Source organism: Ruegeria sp. G5, from assembly GCF_056533365.1.
This window is the reverse complement of sequence record NZ_JBQFOK010000004.1, coordinates 364,403-387,390: the sequence shown is the minus strand read 5'-3', so window position 1 is coordinate 387,390 and position 22,988 is coordinate 364,403. Positions and strand designations below refer to the sequence as shown.

21 protein-coding genes are annotated in these 22,988 nt (G+C 57.5%); 7 read left to right on the top strand and 14 right to left on the bottom strand.

Annotated elements, in window-relative coordinates; genetic code table 11:
• Nucleotides 1-2: 2 nt before the first annotated feature.
• Genes ACR0BD_RS09965 through ACR0BD_RS09955 form a run of 3 tightly spaced genes read right to left on the bottom strand, consistent with a single transcriptional unit; the run spans nt 3 to nt 3,603 of the window.
• Nucleotides 3-1,607: a carboxyl transferase domain-containing protein gene (locus ACR0BD_RS09965; RefSeq protein WP_480830186.1), complete on the bottom strand. Its 1,605-nt coding sequence runs from the start codon at nt 1,605-1,607 to the stop codon at nt 3-5.
• Nucleotides 1,604-2,068, bottom strand: coding sequence for a hypothetical protein (locus tag ACR0BD_RS09960; protein WP_480830185.1), 465 nt, complete (start codon nt 2,066-2,068; stop codon nt 1,604-1,606). The genes ACR0BD_RS09965 and ACR0BD_RS09960 overlap by 4 nt, the downstream gene beginning before the upstream one ends.
• Before the next feature lie 8 nt (nt 2,069-2,076).
• On the bottom strand, nt 2,077-3,603 hold the full coding sequence (locus ACR0BD_RS09955; protein ID WP_480830184.1) for an AMP-binding protein: 1,527 nt from the start codon (nt 3,601-3,603) through the stop codon (nt 2,077-2,079).
• 136 nt (nt 3,604-3,739) lie between these two features.
• Here ACR0BD_RS09955 and ACR0BD_RS09950 point away from each other — a divergent pair, with 136 nt between their 5' ends.
• Nucleotides 3,740-4,345: an OmpW/AlkL family protein gene (locus tag ACR0BD_RS09950; RefSeq protein ID WP_480830183.1), complete on the top strand. Its 606-nt coding sequence runs from the start codon at nt 3,740-3,742 to the stop codon at nt 4,343-4,345.
• A 48-nt stretch (nt 4,346-4,393) separates the two neighbouring features.
• Here the strand turns inward: ACR0BD_RS09950 and ACR0BD_RS09945 are convergent, their stop codons facing one another.
• From ACR0BD_RS09945 to ACR0BD_RS09935, 3 genes are all read right to left on the bottom strand, one after another.
• Nucleotides 4,394-5,557 carry an isovaleryl-CoA dehydrogenase gene (locus ACR0BD_RS09945; protein WP_480830182.1) on the bottom strand — a complete coding sequence of 388 codons (1,164 nt, stop codon included), beginning with the start codon at nt 5,555-5,557 and terminating at the stop codon, nt 4,394-4,396.
• 154 nt (nt 5,558-5,711) lie between these two features.
• On the bottom strand, nt 5,712-6,902 hold the full coding sequence (locus ACR0BD_RS09940; RefSeq protein ID WP_480830181.1) for a DegT/DnrJ/EryC1/StrS family aminotransferase: 1,191 nt from the start codon (nt 6,900-6,902) through the stop codon (nt 5,712-5,714).
• Nucleotides 6,903-6,941: 39 nt separating this feature from the next.
• Nucleotides 6,942-7,613 (bottom strand): HAD-IA family hydrolase, encoded by a 672-nt coding sequence (locus ACR0BD_RS09935; protein ID WP_480830180.1) that lies wholly within the window; start codon nt 7,611-7,613, stop codon nt 6,942-6,944.
• A 134-nt stretch (nt 7,614-7,747) separates the two neighbouring features.
• Between ACR0BD_RS09935 and glmU the strand changes: the two genes are divergently transcribed.
• Genes glmU through ACR0BD_RS09915 form a run of 4 tightly spaced genes read left to right on the top strand, consistent with a single transcriptional unit; the run spans nt 7,748 to nt 12,162 of the window.
• A complete protein-coding gene (glmU, locus tag ACR0BD_RS09930) occupies nt 7,748-9,103 on the top strand; it encodes a bifunctional UDP-N-acetylglucosamine diphosphorylase/glucosamine-1-phosphate N-acetyltransferase GlmU (RefSeq protein ID WP_480830179.1) in 1,356 nt (451 codons plus the stop codon).
• A 3-nt stretch (nt 9,104-9,106) separates the two neighbouring features.
• On the top strand, nt 9,107-10,927 hold the full coding sequence (glmS, locus tag ACR0BD_RS09925; RefSeq protein ID WP_480830178.1) for a glutamine--fructose-6-phosphate transaminase (isomerizing): 1,821 nt from the start codon (nt 9,107-9,109) through the stop codon (nt 10,925-10,927).
• Between the two features lie 3 nt (nt 10,928-10,930).
• Nucleotides 10,931-11,473: a pyridoxamine 5'-phosphate oxidase family protein gene (locus tag ACR0BD_RS09920; protein WP_480830177.1), complete on the top strand. Its 543-nt coding sequence runs from the start codon at nt 10,931-10,933 to the stop codon at nt 11,471-11,473.
• Nucleotides 11,473-12,162: a DNA alkylation repair protein gene (locus ACR0BD_RS09915; RefSeq protein ID WP_480830176.1), complete on the top strand. Its 690-nt coding sequence runs from the start codon at nt 11,473-11,475 to the stop codon at nt 12,160-12,162. The genes ACR0BD_RS09920 and ACR0BD_RS09915 overlap by 1 nt, the downstream gene beginning before the upstream one ends.
• On the opposite strand, the gene ACR0BD_RS09910 is transcribed toward ACR0BD_RS09915, so the two are convergent.
• On the bottom strand, nt 12,150-12,566 hold the full coding sequence (locus ACR0BD_RS09910) for a hypothetical protein (RefSeq protein ID WP_480830175.1): 417 nt from the start codon (nt 12,564-12,566) through the stop codon (nt 12,150-12,152). The two genes, ACR0BD_RS09915 and ACR0BD_RS09910, sit on opposite strands and share 13 nt — an antisense overlap.
• A gap of 89 nt (nt 12,567-12,655) precedes the next feature.
• Between ACR0BD_RS09910 and moaA the strand changes: the two genes are divergently transcribed.
• Nucleotides 12,656-13,663, top strand: a complete 1,008-nt coding sequence (gene moaA, locus ACR0BD_RS09905) for a GTP 3',8-cyclase MoaA (RefSeq protein WP_480830174.1) — start codon at nt 12,656-12,658, stop codon at nt 13,661-13,663.
• 1 nt (nt 13,664) lies between these two features.
• On the top strand, nt 13,665-14,987 hold the full coding sequence (locus ACR0BD_RS09900; protein WP_480830173.1) for a 3-deoxy-D-manno-octulosonic acid transferase: 1,323 nt from the start codon (nt 13,665-13,667) through the stop codon (nt 14,985-14,987).
• Nucleotides 14,988-15,034: 47 nt separating this feature from the next.
• On the opposite strand, the gene ACR0BD_RS09895 is transcribed toward ACR0BD_RS09900, so the two are convergent.
• The 7 genes from ACR0BD_RS09895 to ACR0BD_RS09865 all read right to left on the bottom strand — a co-directional run bounded on the left by ACR0BD_RS09895 (nt 15,035) and on the right by ACR0BD_RS09865 (nt 22,936).
• Nucleotides 15,035-16,198: a M20 aminoacylase family protein gene (locus ACR0BD_RS09895; protein WP_480830172.1), complete on the bottom strand. Its 1,164-nt coding sequence runs from the start codon at nt 16,196-16,198 to the stop codon at nt 15,035-15,037.
• Between the two features lie 18 nt (nt 16,199-16,216).
• Nucleotides 16,217-17,359, bottom strand: a complete 1,143-nt coding sequence (locus ACR0BD_RS09890) for an MFS transporter (RefSeq protein WP_480830171.1) — start codon at nt 17,357-17,359, stop codon at nt 16,217-16,219.
• A gap of 68 nt (nt 17,360-17,427) precedes the next feature.
• Nucleotides 17,428-18,705 carry a DUF3422 family protein gene (locus tag ACR0BD_RS09885; protein ID WP_480830170.1) on the bottom strand — a complete coding sequence of 426 codons (1,278 nt, stop codon included), beginning with the start codon at nt 18,703-18,705 and terminating at the stop codon, nt 17,428-17,430.
• 106 nt (nt 18,706-18,811) lie between these two features.
• Complete coding sequence (locus tag ACR0BD_RS09880) at nt 18,812-19,168, bottom strand: VOC family protein (RefSeq protein ID WP_480830230.1); 357 nt, start codon at nt 19,166-19,168, stop codon at nt 18,812-18,814.
• Between the two features lie 151 nt (nt 19,169-19,319).
• Nucleotides 19,320-20,771 (bottom strand): NAD(P)(+) transhydrogenase (Re/Si-specific) subunit beta, encoded by a 1,452-nt coding sequence (locus ACR0BD_RS09875; protein ID WP_480830169.1) that lies wholly within the window; start codon nt 20,769-20,771, stop codon nt 19,320-19,322.
• A 13-nt stretch (nt 20,772-20,784) separates the two neighbouring features.
• Nucleotides 20,785-22,356 (bottom strand): Re/Si-specific NAD(P)(+) transhydrogenase subunit alpha, encoded by a 1,572-nt coding sequence (locus ACR0BD_RS09870; protein WP_480830168.1) that lies wholly within the window; start codon nt 22,354-22,356, stop codon nt 20,785-20,787.
• 130 nt (nt 22,357-22,486) lie between these two features.
• The gene (locus ACR0BD_RS09865) at nt 22,487-22,936 is read right to left on the bottom strand and encodes a methyltransferase family protein (RefSeq protein ID WP_480830167.1); all 450 of its coding nucleotides are present in this window, start codon (nt 22,934-22,936) and stop codon (nt 22,487-22,489) included.
• Nucleotides 22,937-22,988 lie beyond the last annotated feature (52 nt).

Genomic DNA, 22,988 nt, shown 5'->3' with positions numbered 1-22,988 from the left:
AATCACATCCTGAACACGCCGAAACGTGTCTCCTCGATCGGGGCATTCAGTGCGGCGCTCAGTGAAAGGCCCAGCACATCTCTTGATTTACGCGGGTCGATGACGCCGTCGTCCCACAGGCGGGCCGAGGCATAAAGCGGGTGCGATTGCTCTTCGAACATATCAAGCGTCGGGCGTTTAAACTCGGCCTCTTCTTCCGCCGACCAGGTGCCGCCTTGCCGCTCGATTCCGTCACGTTTCACGGTAGCCAGAACGCCCGCCGCTTGCTCGCCCCCCATGACCGATATCCGTGAGTTCGGCCAGGTCCACAGGAACCGCGGCTGATAGGCACGACCGGCCATGCCGTAATTCCCCGCACCAAACGAGCCACCGACCAGCATCGTGACCTTGGGCACGCTCGTCGTTGCCACGGCGGTCACCATCTTGGCCCCATGCCGGGCGATGCCTTCGTTTTCGTATTTGCGGCCCACCATGAAACCAGTGATGTTTTGCAGGAACACCAACGGGATACGACGTTGCGAACACAATTCCACGAAATGCGCGCCCTTTTGCGCGGCCTCGGAAAACAGCACCCCGTTATTAGCGATGATCCCGACCGGGCAGCCTTTAACATGGGCAAAACCAGTCACCAGCGTTTCCCCAAAGCGCGGCTTGAACTCATCGAACCGAGAGCCATCGACCACACGCGCGATCACCTCACGAATGTCATAAGGTGTGCGAAGATCGGCGGGGACAACGCCAAGGATTTCTTCAGGGTCATAGGCCGGGTCCTCGGGGCTGGCCCAATCCACCGTCTGCGGTTTGCGCAGGTTGAGTGACCCCACCGCCCGCCGCGCCAAAGCCAGCGCGTGGGCGTCATCCTCGGCCAGGTAATCCGCCACGCCAGACAGACGGGTATGTACATCGCCACCACCCAAATCCTCGGCGCTGACCACCTCTCCGGTCGCGGCCTTGACCAGAGGCGGCCCGGCCAGAAAGATTGTCCCCTGCTCTTTGACGATGATCGTCACGTCCGACATTGCGGGCACATAGGCCCCGCCTGCCGTACATGACCCCATCACCACGGCAATCTGGGGGATGCCCTTCGCGCTCATCCGCGCCTGATTGTAGAAGATGCGGCCAAAGTGATCGCGGTCGGGGAACACTTCATCCTGATTGGGCAGATTCGCACCGCCGCTATCAACCAGATAGATACAGGGCAGATGGTTTTCCTCGGCAATCTCCTGCGCGCGGAGGTGTTTCTTGACGGTCATCGGATAGTAGGTGCCGCCCTTCACGGTGGCGTCGTTGCACACCACCATGACCTCACGCCCCTGCACCCGGCCAATCCCCGCGATCACCCCGGCACAAGGCGCAGCGTCGCCATACATCCCATGCGCAGCCGTCGCGCCAATTTCCAGAAACGGAGACCCCGGGTCCAGCAGGTTCGCCACCCTACGGCGTGGGAGCATCTTGCCCCGAGAGACGTGCCGCGCACGAGATTTCTCGCCGCCCCCCATCCGAGCCGCTTCGGCAGCGGCAGAGATTTGCGCCAGAGCGTCGAGATGGGCGGTGCGGTTTGCTTTGAAGCTGTCGGAGGTTGTTATTGCATTACTAGCGAGCTTCACTGGCTCTCCTCCTTCTTTTCCACCCAAGAGGCTAAAGACAACGCGCCGAGGTAACGCCCGAAGGACACCAATGCAGCGCATTCCGTATCAAGATCTGGCTTGCCACAACGACTGGCAACACTTGTTTCTCTCACAAGTTCCAATCGCTTTTCATAAAAATGTTCCTGAGGAGGCAAAGCACCTATGCCTTCCGGAAGCGCATCCATGATATCGCTGGACTGCTGAGTGAAACTTGTCGACAAGTCTTTGTAGCAAGAATGGACATCCGTGGAGAACCGGCAATAGGTGGTAATCACCGCTATGCACTCTTGCGTTTTCCCGGCCTCGTCTAGTTTACCTTCTGCGCTCGCAAGGCATCGTTTGGTCCATGCATAGGGGCTACTTTCGTCGGCTAAGCTCGTGGCAGGCACTGCGGTGCAGGCAAAGGCAACCAAAGCCGCGAAATTTAGGTTCTTAATCATAGCCCGCATCATAGCCCGGCCTCTTGCGCCGCCAGCGCCTTCAACTCTTTCCGGATCACCTTCCCCGTCACCGTCATCGGTAGTTCCTCCAGAAACTCCACCTCGCGCGGGTAGGAATACTGCGCCAGACGGTCTTTGACCCACTCTTGCAACTCAGCACCCGTCGCTTCGGCTCCCTGTTTCAACACGACGTAGGCCTTCACGATCTCGGTCCGCAGCGGGTCGGGCTTTCCGACCACACCCACGGTCGCCACGGCCGGGTGAGTCAGCAAGCAATCCTCGATCTCGGCGGGGCCGATGCGGTATCCGGCCGAGGTAATCACGTCATCATCTCGGCCAACGAAGCGCAGGTACTCGCCCTCCCACACACCACGGTCCCCGGTGATCAGCCAGTCTCCTCGGAATTTCTCAGCCGTCGCCTCGGGGCGATTCCAATATTCCAGAAGCATCGAGGCCGAGCCGCGCCGGATGGCTACATCGCCCTCTTCGCGCGTGGGCTTACCGTCTTCGTCAATCACCGCGACCTCATGGCCGGGAACAGGCTGGCCAATGCACCCGGGCCGCACCGGAAAGTCTTCGGCACAAGAGGACACGACCATATTGCATTCGGTCTGCCCGTAGAATTCGTTGATCGTCAGGCCGAATGCCTGCTGACCCCATGCCAACATCTCGGCCCCAAGCGGCTCGCCGCCCGACGCGACCGAGCGCAGGCCGGGGATGCTCTGATCCGCGGCCTTCAACATCCGAAGCGCGGTGGGCGGAAAAAACGCGTTGCGCACCCCACCCCGTGCGACCACATCGGCGCAGGCGCCTGGGGTGAATTTCTCAAGCCGTGCCGCGACCACGGGTATGCCCAGCGCCAAACCGGGCATCAGAACGTCGAACAAACCGCCGATCCAGGCCCAATCCGCTGGCGTCCACAAGCAGTCTCCGTCCTGCAAGTGGTTGTGGCTAATGGACACGCCCGGCAAGTGCCCGGTCAGTACCCTGTGCCCATGCAACGCACCCTTAGGCGTGCCAGTGGTTCCGGACGTATAGATCAACACAGCAGGGTCTTCAGGGCCCGTATCTGTGTAGGGAACCGTCTGGTCAGTAGGCGTAATGCTCTCAACCAGTGCCGCTTCGGCGAGGTCGCCTAATAACGTGGCGCCTTCGCGGTCCGTCAGTACAAGTTTCGCACCAGCATCACCAACCCGGGACGCCAGCGCATCCCGTTTGAACAGTTTGAACAACGGAACTGAGATTGCCCCGATCTTCCAGATCGCCAGATGAGCCGCCGCGCACCACGGCGATTGGCTAAGAAGAACGCCGACCCGATCCCCGCGCTGCACCTTGGCCTGCAAGTAACGGGCAATCCCATCCGTCATACGCTCTAACTGCGCGATTGTGACGGTCTCAGGCTCTGCGCCTGTAAGGTCGATGACAGCTATCCGGTCACGCGGGCCAGACAGGCATTGCTGCGCCATATTCAGCCGTTCAGGGATGTCCCAGCATCCACTTTCAAGCAAACCAGGTATGCAATCAGCGGGACGCATTCGAAAAATCCTTGGATTCCCGGGCATTTTGCCCAGAGGCGAGGTTTTGCCATGTCACAAAAACTTGATGCAGATCAGAGTTTTTCGCCCCGTCCTCATGCAAAACGCCTTCATCAACATATTCAAAGGTTGCAAAATGACCAAAAAACTCGTCGCATTGACCCTTTCCACCGCGCTGATGGCGCTTGCCGCTCCTGCTTTCGCTCAGTCCCAAGGCGACTGGACCGTCGGTATCGGTGCCGGTTATCTGGACCCCAAATCTGACAATGGCACCCTGGCCGGGTTCGACGCCGAGGTCGATTCCGGTGTCAGCGCGATCTTCACCGTCGAATACTTTGTTCGCGACAACCTGGGCATCGAATTGCTGGCCGCGACCCCGTTCAGCCATGAGGTTACTCTGGGCGGCAGCGTTGACGCAGGAAGCCTCAAGCACCTGCCCCCCACCCTGTCGCTGAACTACCACTTCGACACCGGCAGCGCGTGGACGCCGTATGTCGGCGCGGGCGTCAACTACACCATCTTCTTCGATGAAAACTCTCCGCTCGGCGACCTCGAGCTTGACAATTCGGTCGGCATCGCGCTGCAAGCTGGTCTTGACTACGCGATCACCGAGCAAGGCGCAGTTCGTCTGAACGTTCGCTGGTTCGACATTGACTCGGACGTTTCGCTTAACGGCGTAGATATCGGTGAGGCCGAGATTGATCCGTGGCTGATCGGCGTAACTTACGTCCATCGCTTCTGATCCTTTTCAGACAACGCCCCGCAGCTGACAAAGTTGCGGGGCTTTTTGTCAGAGCATTTCATTCATCAATTCGCGCCCGATCAACATCCGGCGAATTTCACTGGTGCCTGCACCGATTTCCATCAGTTTGGCATCCCGGAAAATACGACTGACCGCCGAGTCGGACAGGAAACCCGCGCCACCCATCGCCTGCACAGCCTGATGCGCCTGCGTCATCGCGGCCTCGGACGCGTATAGGCAGCATGCCGCAGCGTCCTGACGGGTGACGTCGCCCCGGTCGCAGGCCTTGGCAACTTCGTACACATAGGCGCGCGCCGAATTCATCGCCGTGTACATATCGGCTATCTTTCCCTGCATAAGTTGGAAGCTGCCAATGGGTTTCCCAAATTGCTTGCGCTCGGACAGATAAGGCATGACCTCATCCAAACAGGCCGCCATGATGCCAGTCCCGATCCCGGCAAGCACGACGCGCTCGTAGTCCAGACCGGACATCAGAACGGCCACACCCTTGCCCTCTTCGCCCAGAACATTTTCAAACGGAACCTCAACATCCTCGAAGATCAGTTCCGCCGTGTTTGACCCGCGCATTCCCAGCTTGTCGAAATGGGGGGAGGTCGAGAATCCCGTCATCTCTTTTTCGATCAGAAACGCCGTAATACCCTTTGAACCAGCTTCCGGATCTGTCTTGGCATAAACGACCAAAGTATCCGCGTCCGGCCCGTTGGTGATCCAATACTTGCTGCCATTCAAACGGTAATGATCATTGCGCTTTTCCGCCCGCAACTTCATCGACACGACATCTGATCCAGCCGAGGCTTCGGACATTGCCAAAGCCCCAATATGCTCGCCCGATATCAGACGCGGCAGATAATTGGCTTTCTGCTCATCCGTCCCATTCAGCTTGATCTGGTTCACACAGAGATTCGAATGTGCCCCGTACGACAACGACACTGACGCCGACGCCCGCGCGATTTCCTCGATCGCGACCGTATGGGCCAGATAGGACATCCCCGCACCGCCATATTCTTCTGAAACGGTGATGCCCAGTAACCCCAGATCCCCCATCTCACGCCAAAGTTCGTTCGGAAATGCGTTCGACGCGTCGACCTCTGCCGCTATTGGCTTGACCCGCTCCTGCGCCCAACGGTGCACCATTTCACGAAGGGCGTTCACATCTTCACCCAGATCAAATTGCATGGTCGCCGTGAACATTTGCGATCTCCTCTTTCGCTTTAATGAACGGTTGTTCAATAAATATCAGCGTTTCCAATCGCGGTCAACGACCGCCGCACAGAAACACACCGCTGTCCCGTCAGGGGCAGCGGCGCCAGCTATCGAGCGTGCGCGGAAAGCGCACTCCGCTTCGTTACGATTGAAAAACCGCCCCAACCTCGGCGCGAATGATCCGCGCAATCAGGCGGCAATCCTCAAGGGAAAAAGTCAGCGGCACGCGCATATCCATAACGCCTGCCAATATCCGGTCGCTTGCAGGTAAAGGATCGCTATCCGCGTAACGCCAACTGTCATAGCGCGACGTGAAACCCGTGGGTTCCGCCCCCCCGAACCACTTCAACTCCACTCCACGTCCAGCGCAACGTCGGATCACATCGGCAATCCGGTCGGAGGACCAATCCAACAACAAAAACTGGATGGAGGATCCAACAAACGTTTCCGCCTCTGGCCGCTCAACGATGGTTAAACCCGGCGTGCCGCGTAAGCCGGCTTCAAGTTCAGAATAACGCTCGTTCCAGCGCCGCACCTGCCGATCCAGATCGCGCAATTGAGGGCGCAGAATAGCAGCCCGCAGATTGTCCATACGGCCTGACACGTTGGGCGTCGTGTATTTGATCCGTTCAAATACCTCAGGTCCCGGCGCCGCAAGATGGCGCTCATACAGCATGTAGGACCCCGATAGCATCGTGGCCTTTGCCGCCAGTTCCTCGTCATCGGTGATCAGCAAACCGCCTTCACCGGAATTGACGTGTTTATATGTCTGGCAGGAATAGCATCCAATTGCACCTTGCCGTCCTGACAGTTTCCCCCGCCAAGCAGCCCCCATTGTATGCGCGCAATCTTCAATGACCGTTACCCCGGCTGCGTCGCACATCTGCATCAGACGATCCATATCACACAGATGACCGCGCATATGACTCAGCATCAAAACCCGCGCCTGATCCAGCTTGGCTTCGAGATCGTCCAGATCAATCGTCAAACTTTCGGTCACGCCCACGAAAACCGGTTTTGCACTGACCGAGGCGATAGATCCCGGGACTGGTGCCAGCGTAAAGGCGTTGGTTAAAACCGGATCGCCGGGCTGCACGCCAACGGCCCGCAAAGCCGTTGCCAGCGCGTATCCCCCGGAGGAAACTGCCAGACAGTATTTCGCCCCCATCTGGCTGGCGAATTCCTGTTCCAAAAGCGCGGTCTCGCCCAATTCACCCGGCACAACATTATAACGGTGCAATCGTCCGTGTCGCAGAACGGCCATCGCCGCCTCGACCGCCTCTTCGGGGATGGGTTCCTGTTGGGTAAAACTGCCAGTAAAGCTTTCCGTCATATGCCTGTTCTGAGGCCGAGTGCAGTTCCGGTCAAGTGATTAAGCCGCCGCACCGATCAATGCTTCAACAACGTCGGGCAGATCATCAAAGCGATGCAGCAGAGCTTCGGGTTCCAATGCAGCCATATCATCCCCCGAAGGACCGAAGGTTACCAGAACCGACGGCACTCCGGCGGCGCGGGCCGTGTTCCGGTCTGTATCCGAATCCCCGATCAGTACACACATATCCGGGTGGCCCCCTGCCCTGCGTGCAGCTTCGCGCAAAGGTTCAGGGTCCGGCTTGCGGACCGCTAGTGTGTCTGCACCGATCAACGAGGCAAATTGATCCCGAACCCCCATCTGCGACAACAGTTGATGCGCCAAACTTTCGGGTTTGTTTGTGCATATCCCTACACCGTACCCCGCCTTCTTCAGCGCTTCGACCGCGTCCAGAGCGCCCGGGTAAAACTTTGTATGAGTGTCGATGGCTTGCGCATAGGCGTCCAGCAACATCGGATAGTAATCCAGAATCGTCTGCTCATGAAACGCATCGACCCGTTTCAATCCGTGGGTCAACATCATCCGACCGCCACGTAACGCAACCGCCGCATCCTGCCCATGAACAAGGACATCTCCGTGACCCATGTGGCGGAAACAATGGTTTGCGGCCTCAAGCAGATCACCAGAGGTGTCGGCCAAAGTGCCATCCAGATCAAAAATAACTGTGCGCATTTTGCCTCCTGCCTCGGCGGATTTTCGCCACGTCTTGTTGCAAACGGCAATCTTGTTTGATGGTTGAACCGCTTGCGCCTTTGCCCTCAGCGGATAAAACGGACGGCAACAAAACACAAAGAGAAAACGATTTCATGAGCACCGCCCTTGTCATCCTTGCCGCGGGAAAAGGCACCAGGATGAATTCGGACATCCCAAAAGTTCTGCATCCGATCGCACAAACACCGATGCTGGTCCACGCTATGCGCGCCGCCGCACATCTTGAGCCCGAGCGCACAGTGATCGTTACGGGGCATGGCGCCGAAGCCGTCGAAAAGGCCGCCAAAACCGAAGATGAAACAGCCGTCGTCGTCCGGCAAGAAGAACAACTGGGCACGGCGCACGCGGTGGCACAGGCCCGTGACGCTTTGGCCGGGTTCCAGGGAAATGTGATCGTCCTTTACGGCGACACACCGTTTATCGAACCAGACACTTTAAAGCGCATGATTGATGCCCGCGCCGCGCATGATCTTGTCATGCTCGGTTTTGACATCGCCGAAGTTCAACCCCGGTACGGTCGCCTGATCATGGAGGGCGACCGGCTGGTCGAAATCGTGGAATACAAGGACGCCACTGAAGAACAACGAGCGATCCGCTTCACCAACAGCGGCCTACTGGCCTGCGATGCGACCTTGCTGTTCGACCTGATAGATCAAGTCGGAAACGACAACGCATCTGGCGAGTACTACCTGACCGAACTTGCCGCTTTGACAAATGCGCGCGGGCTGAGCGCAACCGCCATCAAATGCGACGAGGCCGAAACGCTGGGCGTGGATTCCCGCGCCGACCTTGCTGCGGCAGATGCTGAATTCCAAATCCGCGCCCGCCGCGCACTGCTGGATTTGGGCGTCACCATGATGGCACCTGAAAGCGTTTATCTGTCTGCGGATACTGTCATTGGGCGGGACACGGTCATTGAACCGAATGTGGTCTTTGGGCCCGGCGTCACTGTTGAGAGCGGCGCGACGATCCGTGCGTTCTCGCACCTTGAGGGCTGTCATGTCAGCCGTGGCGCAGTCGTGGGACCATATGCGCGCCTACGCCCCGGCACAGAACTGGCCGAGGACACGCGCATTGGAAATTTCGTTGAAATCAAAAATGCCGAGATCGCCGAAGGTGCCAAGGTAAATCACCTCAGCTATATCGGGGATGCTGCAGTAGGTGCTGCGACGAATATCGGGGCGGGCACAATCACCTGCAACTATGATGGCGTGATGAAACACAAGACCACGATTGGTGAAAACGTGTTCATCGGATCCAACACGATGCTGGTCGCTCCGGTACAAGTGGGCGATGGGGCGATGACTGCAACCGGAACTGTCGTGACCCGCGATGTCGAACCCGACGCCTTGGCCGTAGCGCGCGCCAAACAAGAGAACAAATCCGGATATGCGCGCAAGTTGTTTGACATGTTGAAGGCGAAAAAGGCTCGCCGCGACAAAGGAGCTTGACCCATGTGCGGGATCGTAGGTGTTCTGGGCGAGCATGAAGTCGCCCCCATTCTGGTCGAAGCGCTGAAACGTCTTGAGTATCGCGGCTATGACAGCGCAGGGATCGCAACGGTCAACGGCGGTACACTTGGTCGTCGTCGGGCTGTCGGAAAGCTTGTCAACCTGAGCGATCTGCTGGTGCATGACCCCCTGCCGGGCAAGTCAGGCATCGGTCATACGCGGTGGGCTACGCATGGGGCGCCGTCGGTCACAAACGCGCACCCCCACCAAGCTGGACCCGTCGCTGTGGTTCACAACGGCATCGTCGAAAACTATCGTGAGTTGCGGGCCGAGTTGGCTGAGCACGGTGTGAATTTCGTAACCGAAACCGACACTGAAACCGTTGCGCTTATGGCCGAGCACTTTCTGAAAACCGGCCTTTCACCTGTCGAGGCTGCAAACAGTACCATCGACCGGTTGGAGGGTGCATTTGCTTTGGCTTTTTTGTTCGACGGGCAGGATGACCTGATTGTCGCCGCACGCAAAGGCTCTCCGCTGGCGATCGGTCACGGTGACGGTGAAATGTTTGTCGGCTCGGACGCCATCGCGCTTGCGCCGCTGACGGATCGGATCACCTATCTTGAAGAAGGGGATCGCGCCGTTCTGACCCGCACCTCGCTAGAGATCCGCAGCGAGGCCGGCGAATTGGTCAATCGCGAGGTTCGGCAGATCAAACTTGACCAGTCTCGGGCAGACAAAGCCGGCCACAAGCATTTCATGGCAAAAGAGATCGCGGAACAGCCCGTGGTCGTAGCCGAAGCCATTCGATCATACTTGCGCACAGGTGGGGATCAGGTCGTCCTGCCCGGTGAACTTGATTTCACCAAGCTGGATCGCTTGACCATGGTGGCCTGCGGTACTGCGTTCTACGCCTGTCTGACCGCGAAGTACTGGTTCGAGCAACTTGCCAAAATGCCGGTTGAAGTCGACATTGCCAGCGAATTTCGCTACCGCGAACCCCCAATTGCAGAACGAACTGCCGCGTTGTTTGTCAGCCAATCCGGCGAGACTGCCGACACTCTGGCCGCGTTGCGGTATTGCGAGGGCAGAGCAGACAAAGTTGTCTCGGTGGTCAACGTGCCCGAAAGCTCGATCGCGCGTGAAAGCGATATTGCGCTGCCTATCCATGCAGGGGTCGAAATCGGTGTGGCCTCGACGAAGGCGTTTACCTGTCAGTTGAGTGTCCTGTTGATGCTGGCGCTCAAGGCCGCGACTGACCGCGGCACCTTGACGAACGAGGAGCTCGCCGATCACGCGGCGGCGTTGCGGGGATTGCCGTCAGTACTGAACACAGCTTTGGAACAGAACGCTGCCATCCGCAAATCGGCCCAGCGCCTCTCAGAGGCGCGCGACGTACTGTTTTTGGGGCGTGGATTGATGTACCCACTGGCAATGGAAGGTGCGCTGAAACTTAAAGAAATCAGCTATATACACGCCGAAGGTTACGCGTCAGGTGAGCTAAAGCACGGCCCCATTGCCTTGATCGACAAACATATGCCAGTGGTCGTGATGGCCCCGCGCGATGCGGTATTCGATAAAACCGTTTCCAATATGCAAGAGGTCATGGCGCGCAAAGGCAAGGTCATTCTGGTCTCGGACGACAATGGTATAGCCGAGGCGGAAGACGGGGTGTGGAGCACCATCCGTATGCCGCATGTTCATCCCAGCCTCGCGCCGATCCTGTACTCGGTTCCGGCGCAATTGCTGGCCTATCATACAGCGGTGGCCAAGGGAACGGATGTCGACCAACCACGCAATCTCGCGAAATCAGTCACGGTGGAGTGATCCATGGCCAAGCACTTCCCCTCGCTCGATGAAGCTCAGCAGAAATTCATCAATGACCAGCACATGTTCTTTGTCGGCACCGCCGCAACAGAGGGGCGTGTCAACATCTCACCCAAGGGAATGGATTCTCTGCGCATCCTGGGCCCGAACCGGATCGTTTGGATGAATCTTACGGGCAGCGGTAATGAAACAGCAGGACATCTGTTGGACATCAACAGAATGACGCTGATGTGGTGCTCTTTCACGACCCGCCCCCTGATCCTGCGTACATATGGCACGGCGCGCACCTTGCACGTGGGCGATGAAGGCTGGGACGATTTGGCCGCGTTGTTCCCCGAGCATCGCAGCGCCCGCCAGATCTATGTTCTGGACGTTGATCTTGTTCAGACCTCTTGCGGATATGCAGTTCCTTTCATGGACTACAATTCAGAGCGCGACACGATGCAGAAATGGGTAGACGGTAAGTCTGATGACGATATCCGCGCCTATTGGGTTGAGAAAAACCAGCAGACCATCGACGGTAAACCGACCCGAGTGCCAAGCTGATGTCGGCAGGCCCTTATCTGGACCAAATCAAAGCATATGCGGATCCCGAACGGGCAGAACAGATGGCCGCGTATCACAAGGTTGATCGTGATTATCTGGGTGTTGCCAATCCGGTCCTGAACGATCTGACCAAGGCATGGCGGCAAGAGTTGGACCTGGCCGCGCGCGTTGATCTGGCGGACGCGCTTTGGCAAATGGACATCCATGAAACCCGCCTTGCCGCTGCCAAGTTGCTGACGCAGGCCCGAATTCGACCAGACGACGCCGTTTGGGAACTGCTGCAAAGCTGGCTGCCGGACTTTGACGCATGGGCGGTTGCTGATCACGCTTGCATAGCGATGCAGAAACGCGTGTCTGCGGATCCCGCCCGGCTGGACCAGATCGAGGTTTGGACAGCCTCGGATCATATGTGGACCCGGCGCGCCGCGCTTGTCGCAACACTGCCATGGACGAAGCAGAACCACCCAAAACCTGCGAATTTAGAACGCCGGGATCGGATTTTGGACTGGGCGGCAAACTATGTATCAGACCGTGATTGGTTTATTCAAAAGGCCATCGCCTGGTGGTTGCGCGAATTGTCGAAACACGACCAAGACAGAGTCATAGACTTTCTAAAACTCCACGGTGACGCGATGAAACCCTTCGCGCGCCGCGAAGCCGGCAAATACCTCAAGGATCAATTGGCATAGACCTCCAGTTCAACCAATTCATCCAATGGTAGCAACAGCGCCCGCATCGCATCCAAAGAAAGTCTGCTGCCGCCGCTTTCGGGCCCCGGCGCAGGAACCAAAGTGATATAGGCCTGCGCGCCGGTCCTCGGGACAAGCACCCGGCCCGTGAATTCGGTATCGACCAGAGGCGTCTGAAGCCACCGACCCGGTGTCGTTGGGTCCCCAAGACTGGCGACCGTCGTCTTGGCACCGATCCAGCCAGCAGCAGTCGCTGGCAGCGGTTCAGGCTCTGCCACTTCCTCTTCGGCGGCAACCTCGGGTTCGCCTGCGGGTGCTTCGCGTTTGAATACGCGATCTGTTGTGGATCGAACAGCATCGCAACCCGCTATTAGAAAACACAAAGTAATCAGAACGTATCTCATATAGGAATCCTACCCTTCTGCGCGGACCTGTACCAGACCAAAGCACTATACCCCTTGTCGCAGGGCAGTCGCCGCTTTACCTATGTCGCATGACAGCTCCGCTTATCGACCCGTTCGCTCGTGCCATCACCTATCTCCGCGTCTCCGTCACGGACCGCTGCGATTTCCGTTGTGTCTATTGCATGTCCGAGGACATGAAGTTCCTACCCAAAAAGGACCTGCTGACGCTGGAAGAGCTGGACAGGATGTGCTCGGCCTTCGTGCGCATGGGTGTCGAGAAACTGCGCATCACGGGCGGTGAGCCCCTTGTGCGCCGAAATATCATGTCTTTTTTCAATGCGATGACCCGGCATTTGGACAGCGGCGCCCTAAAGGAACTGACGCTGACCACAAATGGATCGCAGCTTCATCGCTTTGCTGATGACTTGTATGCAGCCGGTGTGCGCCGCGTGAACGTGTCGCTTGACACTTTGGACGATGACAAGTTTGCCGCTATCACTCGCTGGGGTCGACTGAAACAGGTGCTGAACGGCATTGATGCGGCCCAGAAGGCGGGGTTACGTGTCAAGATCAACGCCGTAGCCTTGAAAGGGTTTAACGAGCAAGAGCTTCCCACCATCACAAATTGGTGTGCCGAGCGCGACATGGACCTGACCTGGATTGAGGTCATGCCAATGGGCGACATCGGCAACGAAGACCGTCTGGATCAATACTGGTCCCTCAAGGACGTTCGCAAGGAATACGAAAACCACTACGCGGTGACCGATCTGGCCGAACGCACAGGCGGCCCCGCCCGTTATGTGCGGCTCGAGGAAACTGGCCAGAAAATCGGCTTTATCACGCCCCTGTCTCATAATTTCTGCGAAAGCTGCAATCGCGTTCGCCTGACCTGCACGGGTGAGTTGTATATGTGCCTGGGTCAAGAAGATATGGCCGATCTACGTGCGCCATTGCGCGATCACCCCGATACCGAAGAACCCCTGGAAGACGCAATTCGCGCCGCGATCAACCTTAAACCAAAAGGTCATGATTTCGACTATTCCCGTCAGGCGGTGGATGGCAAGATGAGCCGCCACATGAGCCATACAGGCGGCTGACATGCCAGACATATCTGGCCGACCGACGCTGCTTTACCAATTGTATTGCGGCGCCACTGCTGTCGCTGCTCCTGTCATATGGCACACCGTTCGGAAAAAGATGTTGGCTGCCGATGTGCCGACGGCCCGCCAACATGAGCGTCTAGGCCACGCCAGCCAGCCGCGACCTGATGGTCAATTGATCTGGTTTCACGCTGCAAGCGTTGGAGAAACACTCTCCGTCATCAGCCTGATCAAACGTTTGGGTGAACGCCTGCCAACTGCCGAGTTTTTGATCACCTCCGGCACCCCAACATCTGCCGCGTTGATAGAAAAGCGCATGCCCCCGCGGACAAGGCATCAGTACCCACCGCTGGATGCCGGTGGTCCTGTGACTCGGTTCCTCAGCCATTGGCGGCCCGATGCGGGTATTTTCGTTGAAAGCGAAATCTGGCCGCGGCTCATCGTGGAAACTGCCTCTCGCGGCGCGCCGCTTGCCCTTTTGAACGCACGTCTGTCGGAAAAATCAGTCGCGGGCTGGAAAAAACGACCTCAAACGGCACGGTTCATATTGGACCAGTTTGTACTGTTTCTAACGCAGAACGACCGGACGGCAGCCAATCTGATTGATATGGGCGCCACCCGGGATCGCGTTAAACCCGGCACAAATCTGAAAGCGATGTCCGACCCATTGCCCGTGGACGCACAAACTCTGACAGCCGTGCAGCAGCAGATCGGTGACCGACCGGTCTGGATCGCCAGTTCGACCCACGCGGGCGAAGAAGAAACCGTGCTGGAAGCGCATAGTGAATTGCTGAAACAGTGGCCTGACCTTCTGCTCCTGCTTATCCCGCGCCACCCCGAACGTCGCGAAGACGTAAAAACGCTCGTAACTCAAGCGCAGCTCAGTTCGGCCCTGCGATCCAAAAACGAAGCCATCAACGATAATACTCAGGTCTATGTCGCAGACACCCTGGGTGAAACGGGCACATGGTATGCGCTCTGCCCGATCGTGTTTCTAGGCGGCTCGCTAAAAGAAATCGGCGGCCACAACCCATTTGAGCCTGCGCAGGCGAACGCGGCAGTTCTTACAGGTCCCGGGTATTTCAACTTTGCCGAAACATTTGCCCCACTTGTCGAAACAGGCGGCGCGCTCGAGGTCAAAACGGCCTCAGAATTGACAAATGCTGTGGCAAAGTGGCTATCTGATCCATCTGCATTGAACGCAGCGCGTCAAGCCGCGCAGTCCTGCGTGAATACGCAAAACACGGCATTGGACGACATCGTAGACACCCTGAGCACCCAGCTCGAACTGGATGCAGGGGATCCTTCTTCATCTGGCTGAAAATATCCCGGGGGTGTGGGGGCAGAGCCCCCACGTTGACCGGCCATTCAAAGGGCAGGCATCCGCTGCTCGACGATCTCGGCCCACCAACTGCAGCCTGCCGGAATAGCCTCGTCATTAAAGTTGTATTCAGGATGGTGTACGGCAGCCGTATCCCCATTGCCGACCAGGATATAAGCACCCGGTCGTTCCTCGAGCATAAAGGCGAAATCCTCGCCCCCCATGATCAGCGGCGCGTCATCGCAAGCCCCCGCGACCGAGCGCGCGACCTCTGCCGCAAAGTCGGTTTGCACGTCACTGTTCACCATGACCGGGTACCCACGGTAATAGGTCACATCTGCAACGCCGCCAAAGGTTGCAGCCACTCCGCTACAGATCTCATTGATGCGTTTCTCGGCCAGATCGCGCATCCCTTCGCTCATGGTCCGTACGGTGCCCTTTAGCTTGACGGATTGTGGTATGACATTGAACGCCATCGAGGACGTTTCGAATGCGGTGACCGAAACGACGATTTGATCAACTGGATCAGCATTGCGCGATGCGATTGTCTGCAAGGCCAGAACAGCCTGAGCCGTCATCACTGTCGTATCCACAGTCTCATGTGGTTTAGCGGCGTGTCCACCCTTGCCTTCAAACGTAATGTCAAACTGGTCGGTGGCAGCAAAAAACGCACCGGGACGAATTGCAAAACTGCCGACGGGACGCCCGGGCCAGTTGTGCATCCCGTAGACCTCCTGAATGTTCCAGCGGTCCATCATACCGTCTTCGCACATCTCGCGCCCACCTCCGCCACCTTCTTCGGCAGGCTGAAAAATTACGACAACGGTCCCGTCAAAGTTTCGTGTCTCTGACAAATACTTGGCCGCACCCAACAGCATCGCGGTGTGCCCGTCATGCCCGCACGCATGCATGGCACCGTCCGTCTTAGAGGCATAGTCAAGTCCGGTGGCCTCTTGGATCGGCAAGGCATCCATGTCAGCCCGCAACCCAATGACCTTGCCGCTCGTGTTGGCCTTACCCTTGATGACGCCAACGACACCAGTTCGGCCGATTCCGGTGACGACTTCGTCACATCCGAACGACTTCAGCTTTTCCGCAACCAGAGCGCTCGTCCGATGTGTCTCGAACAGGATTTCAGGGTTTTCGTGAATGTCGCGCCGCCACTCGGTGATTTCACCCTGCAATTCCGCAAAGCGGTTTTTGATCGGCATGTGGTTCTCCCCTCAAAGTCAGTCGTCGATGGCCGGCCTCAGTGCGCCTGCCAGCACAACAATCAGCAGCGCAAGCGGCAGTAATGCGGTAAACGCCAGACGCAATGTAAGCATCTCTGCCAAAAACCCAATAAGCGGCGGCCCGATGAGCAGACCGCCATACCCCAACGTCGCCACACTGGCGATGGCCTGCCCCGGAGGAATATTAGGGTCGTTTGCTGCCCGGCTGAACGCAAGCGGCATCATGACGGCTAAGCCCACCCCCATCAATGCAAAGCCCGCCAAAGCCACGGATGCCTCTCCGGTCGCGACAACCGCGAAAACGCCCAATGCAGCACAAAGACCGCCGAAACGTGCCGTTATGGTCGGACCAAACCGCGCGATAGCGACGCCACCAGCCAGACGGACTGCCACCATTGTTACCGAGAAAACAGCGTAGCCAAGGGCGGCGACACTCTCCGACGCTCCGGTGACATCCCGCAAGAAAATCGCGCTCCAATCTGCAACTGCGCCCTCGCTCAGCGCACTGCACATCGCAGTCAAACCGACCAGTACAAGCACCCCTGAGGGCATCGCAAACACCACCCCTCCGCTTGAGGTCGTCCGGCGTGACGTCCACCTGACCCACGAAGACACCAACGCGAACGCCACTACAACACCCCCGGCCAGCAGAAAGTGTTCAAGGACAGTCAAGCCAAGTTGCACCGCGCCATAGCCGCTGAGGGCACCCAGCCCTGCCCCCAAGCTCCACATCGCGTGAAACGACGACATAACCGGCTTGTCGTATGCCTGCTCAACCTCGGCAGCCCACGCATTCATGGCGACATCCATCGACCCATGAAAAGCCCCGAACACAAACAAAAAAGCGGCCAACGACCAAAATCCGCCCGCCAAAGCCAAAAGGATCAGGGAAAACGTGTACAAAACGGCAATCACACGCGTGATGGCGACCGCTCCGAACTGATCCGTCAAACGCCCGGTGATTGGGAAAGAACACACGGCCCCCGCGGCCATGAACAGCAAACCCAGCCCAAGTGCCTCGTGCGTCAGGCCAAGGTGATCCCGAACGGCGGGAATGCGTGAGGCCCATATACCGAACAATGCGCCGTTCAGAATGAACATCGCGGCCACGGCCCGCCAAGCAGCTACGATACCAATCACCCGTCTTCCTTTGCTTTGCACAAGATCACGCCACTACTACAGCTGGCGTCCCGATTGGCAAACGAAGATTATTCAAGCCGCTTTCGTATCCTTCTGATCGCGAACCAAACACCCAAAACGACAGGTACGGTTACAATGGCTGTCAACATACCCTTGCTGATCCCCGCCTTGGTCAGAGGATACAGCAGATAGCTCGCCAATGAGACTGCATAGTAACTGATCGCGACAACCGACAAACCTTCGACAGTGTGTTGAAGGCGCAAAGCAAGGTCGGCGCGGCGATCCATGCTTTCCAGCAAAGCCTGGTTCTGCGCACTCCGCTCTACGTCCACCCGGGTTCGCAGCAACTCACCTGCCCTGATTGCCCGATCTGACAGCGCTTGCAGACGTCGTTCTGTAGACTTCACGGTGCGAATGGCGGGATCATACCTGCGCATCATAAAGTCCGCGAAAGACTGCCGTCCTTCGAACCTTTGTTCTCGCAGGACTTCGATCCTCTGGTTAACGATCGCCTCATAGGCCCCGGTGGCCCCAAACCGAAAGGAACACTGCGCGGATATCGTCTCCAACTCTGTCGACGTGGATAATAAATCCGGCAACAACTTGTCTGGATGGGCTGAGTTATCAGTCATCTGCCCCATCAATTCGGTCAGCTTTCCGTCCAGTTCGCCAATGCGCGGCATCAGTTCTTTGACGCGGGCGAACCCCAGCATGGACATTGCCTTGTAGGTCTCAATCTCGCAAAGCCGCTGGATAATCCGCCCGGTTCTGCGCTGTTTCGTTCCTTCGCTAACGAACAGGGCAAACCTCATGTGCCCAGCGGTATCAATACGGAAGTCACTGGCACAGACCGCAGCGTCATCCAGAACACGCGCCACCGCAAGGCTTTCCGGCTCGAACCAATCCGCCAAGGCGGATTTGACCGCTTGATCCGGTCCCCTCTCCACCACGCGGATCATGGCCGAAGTCACCCGTTGCCCAGGGCTTTCCTGCAGCCAATCCATCGGAAACACCTCGAAATCAGCCGGGTTAAATGCACGTTCGCTAACGTTCTGCGTGATCGCAGTATATGTGACGAATTCGGTATGCTGTTCCCATTTAAGCCAATGGCGCCCAATCTGACCTGCATAATGCGTCGCCTCAGGTTGAGGGTGCTGTGCCCCATGGCGATCCAGCAACTCGATCAGATGGGCCATATCTTCGCCCCGATCGCGCGCCACAGCAGCCGCCGGCTTCTTGATCGCCAAGAAAACCACGGTGCACGGGGACGACGCCACGGGAAAAGGGCGCGCGTGCAGTTCGTTTGCAAGGGCGTAGCGCAGGGGGTGGTCTTCAATGGGCGTCATTCGTGGCTCCGTATGGTCAGACGCACTATACGACACGCAGTCCAGACATCAATTCTGTTTTATTTCATACGCTTACATGGATACAACGGTATGCAAAGCGGCTATGTCATTGATTAGGCTGCCACAGCTCGATCGGATTACCCTCCGGGTCGTGAATGCGGGCAAATTGTCCTACCTCGCTATTCCATTCGTCTTGCGTTTCAACCGAGATTCCCGACGCTTCCAATTGCCTCGTCAACGCGGCCAGATCATCAACACGGAAGTTGATCATCCATTGCTGCTCGGCCCGCCCAAAATACTCAGTGTCCTGCGCGAAGGGTGCAAAAACCGTGTACCCCTCTCTCTGCTTCCAAGGAACCGGATCGAAATGATGCACGCCCAGATGCTTTTCATACCACTCCGTCAAAGCTTGCGGGTCACGCGCCCGAAAGAACACACCGCCGATGCCGTTCACTGTCTCCATCACCAACCTCGCTTTCGTCACTGATCTTAGCACATCACGCATGCTTCATCTGGCTAAAAATATCCTGGGGGTTTGGGGGCAAAGCCCCCATCCGAACCAAAAAGAAAAGGGCGCCCGAAGGCGCCCTTTGCAGTTTAACTATACCACCCGATCACTCGATCATCGGCAGCAACTTGTCCAGGCTGGCTTTCGCGTCGCCATAGAACATGCGCGTGTTCTCTTTGAAGAAGAGCGGGTTTTCGATGCCCGAGTAACCTGTACCCTGACCGCGCTTGGACACGAACACCTGCTTGGCCTTCCAGCATTCCAGAACCGGCATACCAGCGATCGGGCTGTTGGGATCTTCCTGAGCCGCCGGGTTCACGATGTCATTGGACCCGATGACAATTGCCACATCCGTTTCAGGGAAGTCGTCGTTGATCTCGTCCATTTCCAGCACGATATCGTAAGGCACCTTGGCCTCGGCCAGCAGCACGTTCATGTGACCCGGCAAACGACCGGCAACGGGGTGGATTGCGAAACGCACGTTCTTGCCCTTGGCGCGCAGCTTGCGGACCAGTTCGGACACCGACTGCTGTGCCTGCGCAACTGCCATACCGTAGCCAGGGATGATGACGATGCTGTCGGCATCATTCAGAGCGGCAGCAACGCCATCCGCTTCGATTGCAATCTGCTCGCCCTCAACCGCCATCTGCTCGCCCTGCGGGCCACCAAAGCCACCCAGGATCACACTGACAAAGTGACGGTTCATCGCCTTACACATGATATACGATAAGATCGCACCGCTCGATCCAACCAGCGCACCGACGACGATCAACAGGTCATTGCCAAGGCTGAAACCAATCGCTGCCGCGGCCCAGCCGGAATAGCTGTTGAGCATCGAAACAACCACCGGCATGTCCGCCCCACCGATGCCCATGATCAGATGATAGCCGATAAACAGCGCCGCCAGCGTCATCAGGAACAGTGGGAAGAACCCTCCCGAGCTGGTGTACCAGATCAGACAGATGAACGAGAGGCCCGCAGCAGCCGCGTTCAGCGCATGGCCACCCGGCAACTTGGTCGCCGCCGAGGTCACCTTACCCGCAAGCTTTCCATAGGCGACGACAGAACCGGTAAAGGTAATCGCACCGATGAAGATGCCGAGGAACAATTCAACATGCAGGATGGCCAGCTCGGCCGGTGTTTTCTTGGCGATGAGTTTGGCAAATGCGCCCAGATCGGACAAGTCAGCCTGCGAAGCCGAGTCCACAATGGCCATGACCTGCGCGACGTTCCCGATCTCGAAATGCGCGTTGAAACCCACGAAAACAGCTGCCAGACCGACCAGCGAGTGCATCGCAGCCACCAGCTGCGGCATCTCGGTCATCTGGACCCGTTTCGCAACATACTGACCGATCAGGCCCCCGCCGATGATCAACAGGATCGACAGCAACCACAGGCCAGAACCGGGACCAACCAGAGTGGCGAAAACCGCCAGCGCCATACCGACGATGCCGTACCAGACGGCGCGCTTTGCGCTTTCCTGGTTCGACAAGCCACCAAGGGACAGGATGAAAAGGACAGCCGCGACAACGTAGGCGGCAGAAGTAAAGCCAATCATATGCCCGACCTCCTTAGGATTTCTGGAACATGGCGAGCATGCGCCGTGTGACGAGGAAGCCGCCGAAGATATTGATCCCGGCCATGAAGACAGACAACGCCGCCAGCAGAATGACCAGGAAGGAACCCGACCCAATCTGCATGAGCGCCCCGACGATGATGATCGACGAAATCGCGTTGGTAATCGCCATCAACGGAGTGTGCAGGCTGTGCGAGACATTCCAGATCACCTGAAAGCCCACGAATACTGCCAGCACAAACACGATGAAGTGCTGCATGAAGCTGGCCGGGGCAACCAGACCCACCAGCAACATCAGCGCGCCACCGACACCCAGCAAGGTGAACTGCTGCTTGGTTTGCGCCTTGAATGCGGCAATCTCTTGCGCCTTCTTCTCTTCCGGCGTCAGTTCTTTGACTTCGGGTTTTTTCTGCGCCGCGATCGCCTGAACTTTGGGTGGCGGCGGCGGGAAGGTGATCTCACCCTCATGGGTCACAGTTGCGCCCCGGATCACGTCATCTTCCATGTCGTGATTGATCTGACCATCCTTTTCAGGGGTCAGGTCGGTCATCATATGGCGGATGTTCGTTGCATAAAGCGACGATGCCTGCGACGCCATCCGGCTTGGGAAATCAGTGTAGCCGATGATGGTCACGCCATTGTCGGTCACGATTTTCTCGTCCGCGACGGTCAGCTTACAGTTGCCGCCCTTTTCAGCCGCGAGGTCCACGATAACCGAACCCGGCTTCATGCTTTCGACCATGTCCTTGGTCCAAAGCTCAGGCGCTTCGCGATTGGGAATAAGCGCCGTCGTGATGACGATGTCCATTTCCGGTGCCAGCTCACGGAACTTGGCCAGCTGAGCGTTGCGGAATTCCTCCGACTGGACCGAGGCATAGCCGCCTGTTGCCGCGCCATCCTGCTGTTCTTCTTCGAAGTCCAGATAGACGAACTCAGCCCCCATGGACTCAACCTGTTCGGCCACCTCGGGGCGCACATCGAACGCATAGGTGATCGCGCCCAGCGAAGTGGACGTGCCAATAGCCGCCAAACCTGCGACACCGGCACCAACGATCAAAACCTTGGCAGGCGGCACTTTACCGGCAGCGGTCACCTGACCGGTGAAGAACCGGCCAAAGTTATTACCCGCTTCGATAACGGCCCGATAGCCCGCGATATTGGCCATCGAGGACAGCGCGTCCATCTTTTGTGCGCGCGAGATACGCGGCACCATTTCCATGGCAATCACGTTCGCGCCCTTGGACTTGGCGACTTCCATCCCCTCTTCATTCCCAGCCGGATTAAAGAATGAAATCAGAGTCTTGCCCTTGGTCAGGCGCTTCAGCTCCGTCTCATTGGGCTGCCGCACTTTGGCGACGATATCCGCCGTTTTCCAAAGCGAAGCGGCGGTTTTGATCACCTCGACGCCGGCCGCTTCGTAGGCTGCATCTGAAAAGCCTGCGGCAGCACCTGCACCCTTTTCGATCAGGCAGTCATACCCCAGCTTCTGCAGTTGACGTGCCGAGTCCGGCGTCATCGCCACCCGGTTCTCACCGTCAAAAGTTTCTTTTGGCGTTCCTATCTTCAACGGTGGGTCCCCCTAATTTTCGATATGTTCGCGCATGTATCTTGCATTTTTCATCAAGCCCTCATCTACATTGCGAAAGATTGTTTCGCAACCGCAGCATCTGTCACTTTACGTCATTCGTTGTTCATCCTCAGATCCAACGCCGGGTTTGCTTTTCATAGCGGGCAAAGTCCGCTCGAAACTTTCGACGCAGGCGGTCTTCTTCAGGCAGGATGAATCTGCGTTCCAGCAGCCAGACAAAAACCGGCACCAGAACCAAAGACAGAACCGCATCAAAACGCAGGATCAATCCGGTCAATATCAGCACATCGCCAAGGTAAATCGGGTTCCGGCTACGCTTGAATATTCCGGTCTGCACCATGGACGATGGAACCTGATGCGGAAAAACCGTCGTCTTGAACTTGCTAAATTCCATGACCGCCAAAATCGCAAGAATGACACCCCCGCCAATCAGGATCCCGCTGAGTAGATCCGTAAGCCACCCATCCAGTGAAAGGCCCAGCGAGAAGTAACGCGATTGTAGCCACGCAAGACACGCAGCACCCAACAGCCAGATCGGAGGGATGTCGATTTTTTGCATTCTTGCGTGTTACCTGTCTGTCACTTTCAAAAAAAGTGTCGTTTTCGACAGA

Coding starts and splice junctions, on each gene's coding strand:
- ACR0BD_RS09960 (WP_480830185.1), bottom strand. CDS start 2,068: ATGATTAAGAACCTAAATTTCGCGGCTTTGGTTGCCTTTGCCTGCACC.
- ACR0BD_RS09955 (WP_480830184.1), bottom strand. CDS start 3,603: ATGCGTCCCGCTGATTGCATACCTGGTTTGCTTGAAAGTGGATGCTGG.
- ACR0BD_RS09950 (WP_480830183.1), top strand. CDS start 3,740: ATGACCAAAAAACTCGTCGCATTGACCCTTTCCACCGCGCTGATGGCG.
- ACR0BD_RS09945 (WP_480830182.1), bottom strand. CDS start 5,557: ATGTTCACGGCGACCATGCAATTTGATCTGGGTGAAGATGTGAACGCC.
- ACR0BD_RS09940 (WP_480830181.1), bottom strand. CDS start 6,902: ATGACGGAAAGCTTTACTGGCAGTTTTACCCAACAGGAACCCATCCCC.
- ACR0BD_RS09935 (WP_480830180.1), bottom strand. CDS start 7,613: ATGCGCACAGTTATTTTTGATCTGGATGGCACTTTGGCCGACACCTCT.
- glmU (WP_480830179.1), top strand. CDS start 7,748: ATGAGCACCGCCCTTGTCATCCTTGCCGCGGGAAAAGGCACCAGGATG.
- glmS (WP_480830178.1), top strand. CDS start 9,107: ATGTGCGGGATCGTAGGTGTTCTGGGCGAGCATGAAGTCGCCCCCATT.
- ACR0BD_RS09920 (WP_480830177.1), top strand. CDS start 10,931: ATGGCCAAGCACTTCCCCTCGCTCGATGAAGCTCAGCAGAAATTCATC.
- ACR0BD_RS09915 (WP_480830176.1), top strand. CDS start 11,473: ATGTCGGCAGGCCCTTATCTGGACCAAATCAAAGCATATGCGGATCCC.
- ACR0BD_RS09910 (WP_480830175.1), bottom strand. CDS start 12,566: ATGAGATACGTTCTGATTACTTTGTGTTTTCTAATAGCGGGTTGCGAT.
- moaA (WP_480830174.1), top strand. CDS start 12,656: ATGACAGCTCCGCTTATCGACCCGTTCGCTCGTGCCATCACCTATCTC.
- ACR0BD_RS09900 (WP_480830173.1), top strand. CDS start 13,665: ATGCCAGACATATCTGGCCGACCGACGCTGCTTTACCAATTGTATTGC.
- ACR0BD_RS09895 (WP_480830172.1), bottom strand. CDS start 16,198: ATGCCGATCAAAAACCGCTTTGCGGAATTGCAGGGTGAAATCACCGAG.
- ACR0BD_RS09885 (WP_480830170.1), bottom strand. CDS start 18,705: ATGACGCCCATTGAAGACCACCCCCTGCGCTACGCCCTTGCAAACGAA.
- ACR0BD_RS09880 (WP_480830230.1), bottom strand. CDS start 19,168: ATGGAGACAGTGAACGGCATCGGCGGTGTGTTCTTTCGGGCGCGTGAC.
- ACR0BD_RS09875 (WP_480830169.1), bottom strand. CDS start 20,771: ATGATTGGCTTTACTTCTGCCGCCTACGTTGTCGCGGCTGTCCTTTTC.
- ACR0BD_RS09865 (WP_480830167.1), bottom strand. CDS start 22,936: ATGCAAAAAATCGACATCCCTCCGATCTGGCTGTTGGGTGCTGCGTGT.